Source organism: Bradyrhizobium sp. AS23.2 (genome assembly GCF_001908185.1).
In the GTDB taxonomy this organism is placed as follows: domain Bacteria; phylum Pseudomonadota; class Alphaproteobacteria; order Rhizobiales; family Xanthobacteraceae; genus Bradyrhizobium.
The window spans coordinates 22,962-32,272 of the sequence record NZ_LGHM01000084.1 but is presented as its reverse complement, the minus strand read 5'-3'; the positions used below and the strand labels follow the sequence as shown (position 1 = coordinate 32,272).

General features: G+C 60.3%; 6 protein-coding genes. 2 read left to right on the top strand and 4 right to left on the bottom strand.

The features are described from left to right. Nucleotides 1-302: 302 nt before the first annotated feature. Both AC630_RS18745 and AC630_RS18740 read left to right on the top strand, forming a co-directional pair. Nucleotides 303-1,853 carry a guanylate cyclase gene (locus AC630_RS18745; protein ID WP_167561238.1) on the top strand — a complete coding sequence of 517 codons (1,551 nt, stop codon included), beginning with the start codon at nt 303-305 and terminating at the stop codon, nt 1,851-1,853. Nucleotides 1,854-2,622: 769 nt separating this feature from the next. Further along, a complete protein-coding gene (locus AC630_RS18740; protein WP_074119970.1) occupies nt 2,623-3,525 on the top strand; it encodes a PPK2 family polyphosphate kinase in 903 nt (300 codons plus the stop codon). A gap of 151 nt (nt 3,526-3,676) precedes the next feature. Here AC630_RS18740 and AC630_RS18735 read toward each other — a convergent pair whose 3' ends face one another. From AC630_RS18735 to aspD, 4 genes are all read right to left on the bottom strand, one after another. After that, the gene (locus AC630_RS18735; protein WP_074119969.1) at nt 3,677-6,427 is read right to left on the bottom strand and encodes an HAD-IC family P-type ATPase; all 2,751 of its coding nucleotides are present in this window, start codon (nt 6,425-6,427) and stop codon (nt 3,677-3,679) included. Between the two features lie 251 nt (nt 6,428-6,678). Further along, nucleotides 6,679-6,990 carry a hypothetical protein gene (locus AC630_RS18725; protein WP_349538846.1) on the bottom strand — a complete coding sequence of 104 codons (312 nt, stop codon included), beginning with the start codon at nt 6,988-6,990 and terminating at the stop codon, nt 6,679-6,681. A 121-nt stretch (nt 6,991-7,111) separates the two neighbouring features. Continuing rightward, the gene (locus AC630_RS18720; RefSeq protein ID WP_074119966.1) at nt 7,112-7,333 is read right to left on the bottom strand and encodes a hypothetical protein; all 222 of its coding nucleotides are present in this window, start codon (nt 7,331-7,333) and stop codon (nt 7,112-7,114) included. A 97-nt stretch (nt 7,334-7,430) separates the two neighbouring features. Then, entirely contained in the window at nt 7,431-9,044 is a 1,614-nt protein-coding gene (aspD, locus tag AC630_RS18715) for an aspartate 4-decarboxylase (RefSeq protein ID WP_074119965.1), read from the bottom strand. Nucleotides 9,045-9,311 lie beyond the last annotated feature (267 nt).

Genomic DNA, 9,311 nt, shown 5'->3' with positions numbered 1-9,311 from the left:
AAACGCAGCGAGAATTACATTCTTTATTTCGTGCTTTAAGTTGGTCGCGCTTGCGAGTTTGGGGGTTAAGAAGGTCGTGGACGAATAGCTTCTTCTATCGTCATCAAGCGCCTCGGCGTTTTCACACAGCCAAGACCCGAAGCGGGCATATCACTGTCCCCGCGAGACTCTTTCGCCCTACCGCAAGAAGCCCGGGGGGGCGACATCGTAGCGTCAGCTTCTGCCAGCTCGCCGTTGTGCTACAGTTTTGCAGTCAATCCAAGGGGGACGGACTTTGGTCGAGCAGCACGTCGAACGCAGGCTTGGCTGCCCGCGTGGAGAACTTGGCCCCTCCGGGCAATATCTGTCTGTCCCGCGCGGCCTACGATCAGGTCAAGGGCAAGGTTGCCATCGCGGTGCACGATTGGGGTCAACAGCGCCTGAAAAACATCGCGGAGCCGGTCCAGGTGTTCATGCTCGATCCGGTCGGCGCGCGGCTGCCGTCGCGGGCGAAACCCGGCATCCGATCAATCACAGTGGCCGCATCCGCAATTCTCGCTCTCGTAACCATTGGAGGCGGCGGGGCGTGGTACCTGTTAGGTGGCACGGGCGTCACATCGCGGGCAATCCAGGCCCCGAATACAGTCGCGCCGCTCAGGACAGCACCGCGCTTATCGATTGTCGTGCTTCCCTTCACCAACATGAGCGGAGATCCTCGGCAGGATTACTTTGCCGATGCGGTCACCGACAGCCTGACCACAGATCTCTCACGGATTCAGGGCAGCTTCGTTATCGCGCGCAATACGGCGTTCACCTACAAGGGCCGGGCGATAGAAGTCCGCCAGATCGGACGTGAACTCGGTGTTCGCTACGCACTCGAAGGCAGCGTGCAGCGCGCCGGCGATCAGGTTCGGGTCAACGCGCAGCTCATCGATACCGAAACCGGGGGCTATGTCTGGTCCGACCGCTTCGATCGTCCGCGCAGCAACTATCTGGAATTGCAGGATGATATAACCGGCCGGATCGCACGCATGCTGGGATTGGAACTGGTCGTCCTCGCGGCCAGGAGCATCGAACTGGAGCACCAGACCAATCCGACCGCGTCGGACCTTGCCTTGCAGGGATGGGCCGCGGTGTTCAAGCCGACGACGCCCGAGACGCGAGAGGAAGCGCGGCGTCTATTTGAGCATGCGCTCGAGCTTGATCCCCACACATTACGGGCATTGACAGGGCTTTCCCTGACGCTCTCCAATCTGGTCATCAATGGACAATCGACCAACGCGGCCGAGGATTTGCGGCGTGCCGACGTGCTCTCGCAGCAAGCAATCACGCTCGATCCGAACAGTTCAGTTGCCCATGCGCAACGTGCCCGAGTTCTGCAGGCACACGGGCGGCAGCAGGAGGCCGCCGAAGAGTACAGGATCTCGCTGCAACTTAACGGCAATCTACCGGCGCCGACGCTTTTTCTTGGCGAAACATTGGTGTTCACCGGGAAATCCGTGGATGCAATTCCGCTGTTCGAACGCGCCATCGAACTCAGTCCCCGCGACCCCGGCCTTGGAACGTGGCAGTTTGAAATGGGCCGCGCGATGATCCTGCTCAGGCGCGATGACGATGCGCTGGCCTGGCTGAGCAAGTCGGTGGCGACCAATTCGAGACTGGCGTATGGCCAGCTTTATTACGCCGCGATCATGGCTACTAGAGGTGACCTTTCCGCTGCTCGCGCGGCACTTGCGTCGGCGGGTCGCCTGAATCCAAATTACACGACACTCGCGAAATTTCGGGCCACCGATCTATCGGACGATCCCACCTATGTGGAGCAGCGCGTGTACGTGGAGGACGCGTTGCACAAGGCGGGACTGCCCGAGCAGTGACTTCCAATTCTGGTCGGCTATAACTGGCAGAGGTCGCGCTTTGAGCTACAGGAGGCAAAAATGAAGCGATCAATCGCCTTGTCAGCGTCGCTAATTATTGGCTTCTCGGTAGGAAGCAATGGAGGCGTGAGTGCCGCAACTTACTGCCAATACGTTGGCTATCCCGCCAATTGTGTCGTTCGGCCCGGCGTCATCGTCGCGCCAACCCGTGATGCTCGCGGACTGCCTCCGTTGACTGATTCCCGCCCGAGCGGCGTGATAACGCGGGACTTGTTCGAAAGGAATAATCCGAACAACCTGCGATCGGATTGGCCCAGTCCACCCGCTCAACCGGCCCAGTTCTAAAATTACGCGGCACGGTCGTGGCTGTGCAGTAGAAGTAGCAGAGCCAAATTCGCGCGCATTCCCCAAACCGCTTCGTCCGAGTTTGGTCCCTGAGCTGACATCGCCGCAGCGCCGGCCGATGCCGCCTTTTGAATCATATGCGGACCTCTGCCTCTTGGCACATTTTCACTGCGCGCCATGGAAAAGAGCGGGCGTGTTTGTACCATTCTGATCTTGTCGCAAGCACTGCGAAGCCGAGCTCTATGCGCTGCGAACGACTAGGCCGCGCGGCACCGGCCGCGACGCACGAAACCCTGTCGCCATGATAGGATAACGCACGGCCCATCAAGGCTGTTGGAGAGCAGGTCAAGCCCGGGCCGTTGAGCAGACAGCGCGAGACTGTCTTTGTCTTGAATTCCTCTGTCCTAGGAAGGGAGGACACTCCATGCCGAGAAAAGAGATTCTCGACCAGATCCAGAAGTATATCCACCCGTTCCGTATTTCCAGCGGCAAAGGCTTTCGGCTGAAGGACTTCGACCCCGGCGACACGCGCGGTCTGAACATGGAAAAGGGCGAAGCTGCCGACCTTCTTCAGCGGGGCACCCGGTGGCTCGCAGAAGAACAGGACATGCTTTATGCCCAGGACCGTTGGTCGCTGCTGCTCGTGTTCCAGGCCATGGATGCGGCTGGCAAGGACAGCACCATTAAACACGTCATGACGGGGGTGAATCCGCAAGGCTGCCAGGTCTTTTCGTTCAAGCCGCCCTCACAGGAAGATCTCGCACATGACTTCATGTGGCGCTACATCTCGCGTCTGCCGGAGCGTGGACGGATCGGAATCTTCAATCGTTCCTATTACGAGGAGGTCCTCGTTGTGCGCGTTCACGAGGATATCTTGAAGCAGCAGAGGCTCCCGCCGTCGTTCGTGGGCACCCGGATCTGGGACGAACGACTGGCAGACATCGCGCACTTCGAGGATTACCTCACCCGGCAGGGCACAGTCATCCTCAAGTTCTTCCTGCATGTCTCGCGCGAAGAGCAGAAGAAGCGGTTCATGAAGCGCCTCGACAACCCCGGAAAGAACTGGAAGTTCTCTGCATCGGACGTGCGCGAACGCAAGTACTGGCTCGATTTTATGGGCGCATATGAAGCGGCGATCGCGGCCACTGCATCGGAGCAAGCGCCGTGGTACGTGGTGCCGGCCGACAACAGATGGTTCACCCGTCTTGTCGTCGCAGCGGCAATCGTGGAAGCAGTAGAGAAGCTCGACCTTGCATATCCGAAGGTGAGCCCGGAGCAGAAGAAGGAGCTGGCAGCGGCTCGTGCGGAACTTGCGCGTGAAGCTTAGGTCCCGTGGCCCGAACGCTCGAGGGTCGGCGCAATCGGTGCAGCAACAAAAATCACGCCGCGGGTGACGCTCCGCGGCGCATTTCTGTCGGTCGCGGCGCCAAGCCGCGGCAAGAGATCGAAGCACGCGCAAGCCTGCGAAAAGGAGCCGCTCACGCGCCTGCTTCCGTGGCGACAACAACCTTTCGCAACGAGCTCGACGAGCGAATGACAAGCTTTTCCGCCTCGACCACGAGGAAGAACAGCAAGCCGCCCGCAAGAAGCCAGGGCCACACCTGAAGCGGGATAGATTCGTTGCCGAACATCGCCTGGACCGGTGGTGCGTAGGTGAAAATCAGTTGCAAGATCACGACGGCAATTATGCCGAGCGGCAAGTACGCGTTGCCGGTGTGCGCCTTCAGGGAGAGCGACGAATCGAGCAGGTAGCGGCTATTCAGCAAATAGAACACCTGGCCGATCGTGATGGCATTGACGGCTACCGTTCGGGCAAGCCCATCCGAGGCGCCTTGCGCCTTCATCCAGAAGAACGCCAACAAGGTGTAAGCAAGCAGCGCCAAGCCCACAAAGATGATCCGCCAGATCCCGAAGCCGGTCACGATGGGGCGGTCTACTGCGCGCGGGGGCCGATCCATCACATCGATCTCGTGCGGCTCGAAGGAGATGACCAGGCCGAGCGCGACCGACGTGACCATGTTGACCCAGAGCACTTGCGGGGCCGTGATCGGCATCGTGAACCCGGCAAAGATTGCCACCGCAATGACCAGCGCCTGCGCGACATTGGTCGGCAGCATGAATAGCATGGCCTTCTCGATGTTGTTGTAGACGGTGCGACCTTCCTTCACCGCCACCGAGATCGAGGCGAAGTTATCGTCGGCCAGGATCATTTCGGCAGCCTCCTTCGTGACCTCGGTGCCTTTGATACCCATCGCGACCCCGATGTCGGCTTTCTTGAGAGCGGGCGCGTCGTTTACCCCATCGCCTGTCATCGCCACGATTTGATTGTTGGCCTGGATCGCTTTCACCAGCCGCAGCTTGTGTTCGGGGCTGGCGCGCGCGAAAACGTCAACGGCGCGAACGCGTTCCTGCAGCGTCGCGGTGTCCATGTCCTCGATTTCGGCGCCCGTGATCGCGGTCTTTCCGTCACCAAGCCCAAGCAACTTGGCGATGGCCGCGGCAGTGATCTTGTGATCGCCGGTGATCATGGTGACCCGAATTCCGCCACCGTGGCACTCCTTCACGGCTTCGATGGCCTCTTTGCGCGGCGGATCCAGCAGGCCGATGAGGCCGAGCAAGACAAGCGTCCTTGGCAGGTCGGCGGCGGTGAGACCGCCAGCCTTCACCTTCGGGTTCTGGAGCCACGCGAACGCCAGCACACGTTCGCCTTGGGCCGCAAGCCTGTCCGATTGTTTCAGGAAGTGCTCGCGGTCGAGCGGGCTCGATTGGCCGTCGGCGGTCTGCTGGCGATCGCAGTGCTCAAGAATGACTTCCGGGGCGCCTTTGACGAGCAGGACTTGCTCCCCGTTCGCATCTCTTTGGAGCGTCGCCATGAACTTGTGCTCGGATTCGAACGGAATGGCGTCGACACGCGGAGATGCTGTCTGCTCGAGCTGCCGATCCATACCGAGCTTGGCCGCGAATGGATAGAGCGCGCCCTCGGTCGGATCACCCTCCACCTTCCAGGTGCCTTCCTGCTGGAACAACTCGGCGTCGTTGCAGAGCAGGGACACTCGCCCCATCAGCGCGAGTACCGGGTCCTTGCCCGCGGGCTGTCCGTCCTTTTTGATTTCTCCCTCGGGAGAATAGCCGTCGCCGGTGATCTGATACGCCGCTTCGGCCGTGACGGCGGACACCACCATCATCTCCATGAGCGTCAGCGTGCCCGTCTTGTCCGAGCAGATCCGCGACACCGAGCCGAGCGTTTCGACTGCCGGCAACCGCCGGATAATCGCGTTGCGCTGGGCCATGCGCTGGACGCCGATGGCCAGGGTGATCGTGATAAGCGCGGGTAGTCCTTCCGGGATGAGCGATACGGCGATGCCGACGACTGCCTGGAAGAGCTCCACAAAGTCGATCCCCTTCACCCACTTGCCGTAGGCGAAGATCAGGACGCTGATCACCCCGATTGCCGCACTGATGGCGTAGCCGAACTTCTTGATCTGGCGCAGCAGCGGAGTCTCGAGCGGGCTCACGTCGGCGAGCAACTGGTTGATACGGCCAAGTTCCGTCTCAGTACCGGTTGCGACGACCAATCCGGTCGCGCGACCCGATACGACCATGGTGCCGGAAAATGCCATGTTTGCGCGGTCGCCAACCGTCGCGTTCGCAGGCACCGCCTCGACGTTTTTTTCTGCCGGCACCGATTCACCTGTGAGGGCCGCCTCTTCGGTCCGCAGGTTCTTTGTCTCGAAGAGTCGCAGATCCGCAGGAATCTTGTCCCCCGACTCCAGGAGCACGACGTCCCCCGGAACAATATCCTCCGCGGGAATCATGCGGGTCTCCCCGCCGCGTACCGTCCGGGCTTCGGCGGTCAGCATATTGCGGATGGAATCCAGCGCCTTCTCGGCCTTGCCCTCCTGAATGAACCCGAGGAGCGCGTTGAGAACGACCACGCCAAAGATGATTGCCGCGTCGACCCACAGGTTCAACATCAGCTTGGTGAACCCGGCAGCGAGCAGCACGTAGACCAGGATGTTGTTGAACTGTGCGAGAAGCCTCGCAAACCAGCCGCGTTTCCTGCCTTCGGGGAGGCGGTTCTGGCCGTATTTCTGAAGTCGGACAGCGGCCTCAGCCGGAGCAAGCCCCTTCTCGTAGCTGGTAGCAAGTCGCTCCACCACCTCATGTTGAGGTAGTGCGTGCCAGCGCGTCACCTCATTGGTCGTGTTCGCATTCGCTGCTGCGCTCATGCTATTTTGTCTACCGGCCGACGTCTAAGACCAGTCAAGTCCGCCTACGGCGTTTGACATCTGGCATTTTTTTCGAAGTCCCAATGACATGGGGTGTGATCCGCAAGGCCCTTGATGGCACGCCGTTCGCGATCCGCAATTGAGTAAGAACGTGTGCCTTCTGCCGATTCAGGTTCTCGGAAACGACAAACCCGTTCTTATCGTCATCAATGGACCTCGGCACCGGCCGGAGACAACGACGATCCGCGCCGTCATCGGCGACGCTCGGTTTGTCGAAAATGATGACTTCGGGGGGTGAACCACCTGGCCAGGGCGCGCACCTCGTCTTCGCATGTTTCCAGGGCGATCTTCTGAGCCAGCATCACGTCGCCGATTGGCAAATCAACAATCGTCGTGAAACATAGCCCCTCCCGGAGGCGACCGCTTTTGTCGATCTCGCATACATTGGCCGAGGTGCCAGTATAGATCCTGTACTGGTTTCCGGTGTTTCCTCCGACGACGTCGAAGTAACCCTTGCTTGCGAACTGCTCTCGCTGCGCCTGCGACAGCCATTCTCGCAGCATCCGCAGCGACCGTCCCTCGGGCGTGGCCTCGGCGCCGTGCCTTATGAAAAGAGCTCTCGTCGCCCTCATGCGGGAGCGGCTACTCGATGGAGTAGATCGAAACCCGAACATGACGGGGCGACTACCCGCCGACTAGTCTGGGAAAAAAGAGTGTTTCTTCCGCCGAGGGGGCGAACGACCGGACTTTCGACACCTGATCTGGACCGGTCCGGACCGCCGCGGTGAAGCCAAGACCGGTCAATTCGTAAAAGCGCCGTTCCGCCTGGGCCAGTTCCTCTGCGTCGTCGGAGTTGAAGAAATAGCGGCTATCGCCATTGCGGTCCATCACGAGCTGGATTGGCATGATCGCCCTCCTATGATTGCTATTGGCCGAATATCCTCGATCCAAGAGTATCGCACGGGCAACGCCTTATCAGGGCGTTGCCGTAGCCACGTTTCCTCTAGCCTCCCTTCGCCGCCTCGTATGTGTCCCGGTATCCTCTGGCAATCGATCGAACGCCCCGTCCGATATCGTCGTAGACGTCGTCCGGCAGGTTCGCCAGGGAAATACGGAGCGACCATTCGGGGGCATCGAAGCCGCCACCGTTCAGCAGCACGATCCCGTGGGCTTCCGCCAAGCGAAACGCAAGATCGAGCGGATGGACGTGGCTCTTCAGATAATCGACGGCTTCGTCTCCGATGTTCTTCCGGGCCCAGAACTCGAAATCGATCAGGCCGTAATAGGCGTCGTAGTTTGGATTGGGCGCCAGCTTGTCGGCGAGTCCCAGGCCATCGAGCAGCGCCCACAGCCGCTTGTTGACGATTTCCATGCAGGCGGCCTGATAGGCCTTCTTCGCGTCCATCATCTCCGAGAGCGAGAAAAGGCTCATCATCACCTGCTGCGGCAGCGACAGGCCCGCAGTGTGATTGAGCGCGACGTCGCGACTGTCGGCAACGATTCGATCGATGAATTTGAGCTTGCGCGGCTCCAGCGTCAGCGGCCCGTAACGCTTGTCGAGCGCCTTCACGGCGTCGTCCGGCAGCTTCGCGATCATCTTGTCGAAGATGTTGTCTTCATGAATGGCGATTGCGCCGAGCCGCCATCCCGTGCAGCCGAAATATTTCGAATAGGAATAGACGCCAATGGTGTTGTGCGGGAGCTCGCCCAGCAGTGAGCGGAAACCGTGAACGAAGGTACCGTAGACGTCGTCGGTGAGCAGCATGAGGTCGGGGCGCTTGGTCCTGACCAGGTGACCCAGCTTGGCGATTGTCTCCGGGCTCACCCCCATCCCGGAGGGATTGGCGGGATTGACGATGAAGAACGCCTTGATCTTCGGATCCTCCAGCTTCTTGATTTCCTCGTCGGTGAACTGGAATTTGTTTTCCTGCGGCGCCCTGATCTGGACGACCTCGAGGTCGTAATCCTCCAGATGCGTCATCTCGATGTAGGGCGTGAAGATCGGCGTTCCCAGCGCGATGGTGTCGCCGGGAAGCAATAGGCGGTTGGCCTTCAGTGACTTGAAGAGGTAGCACATCGCCGCCGTGCCGCCCTCGACCGCATAGATGTCGAACTTGCCGGCCGGCCGCGGCTCACCGCAAACGGCCCACATCAGATATTCGTGCACGATCTTTTCGTTGTGCACCAGCATGCGATCCGGCACCGGATAGTTGTCGCCGATGATGGAATCGACGAGCTCGTGGACGAAGGCGTCCGGGTCGAAGCCGAATTTCTTGACCGCAAAAGGCAGCATCTCCGAAAGGAAGCCCGCGCCAGGCATGTCAGAGTGCTTGGCGAGCCACGCCTCAAACCGAGCGGCAATGCCCTTCGCCTCAGGCATGCCGCCAATCCCGGCCGGGTGCTCCATGACCCGCTTGCTTTCGGTGATGGCGAACTGTCCCAGCAGGAAGAAGCCTTCGCGCGGCGTGGTGGCCACCCAGTTCGGATTGCCGCGGCCGGCGTTCAGGAACGCGGATTGCGACCGTTTCGACGTCGCCTTGGCGAGATTGATCAGCTCGTCCTTGATCTCGAACGGGCTCAGCGCCTCGAATTTTTTCAGGGTCAAGATATCGGCCATATCACACTCCGAACTGTGCGATCTGTTGGGACGAGGTGGACCAGGCTCCCGCGGCTACGCAATCGCGCTCAGGATGATCGGCGGCCGGCGGCATCTCTTGATCTACCTCAAGGCTTAAGCGGCAATGACGCTCCGAACCGCCGCCATGCCGCAACGCAGCGAGACGATGTCGTCGGTGGGACCTCGGATGCCGCGAAGCTCAGCCGTCGGGCTTGACATAAATCAATATGTCCCGTCCGACCCGCCGCCTCATGTTGATCGATAGGG

Excerpts from the sequence above, each read along its gene's own strand:
- AC630_RS18720 (WP_074119966.1), bottom strand. The coding sequence starts at position 7,333 with ATGCCAATCCAGCTCGTGATGGACCGCAATGGCGATAGCCGCTATTTC.
- AC630_RS18735 (WP_074119969.1), bottom strand. The coding sequence starts at position 6,427 with ATGAGCGCAGCAGCGAATGCGAACACGACCAATGAGGTGACGCGCTGG.
- AC630_RS18740 (WP_074119970.1), top strand. The coding sequence starts at position 2,623 with ATGCCGAGAAAAGAGATTCTCGACCAGATCCAGAAGTATATCCACCCG.
- aspD (WP_074119965.1), bottom strand. The coding sequence starts at position 9,044 with ATGGCCGATATCTTGACCCTGAAAAAATTCGAGGCGCTGAGCCCGTTC.
- AC630_RS18725 (WP_349538846.1), bottom strand. The coding sequence starts at position 6,990 with ATGCTGCGAGAATGGCTGTCGCAGGCGCAGCGAGAGCAGTTCGCAAGC.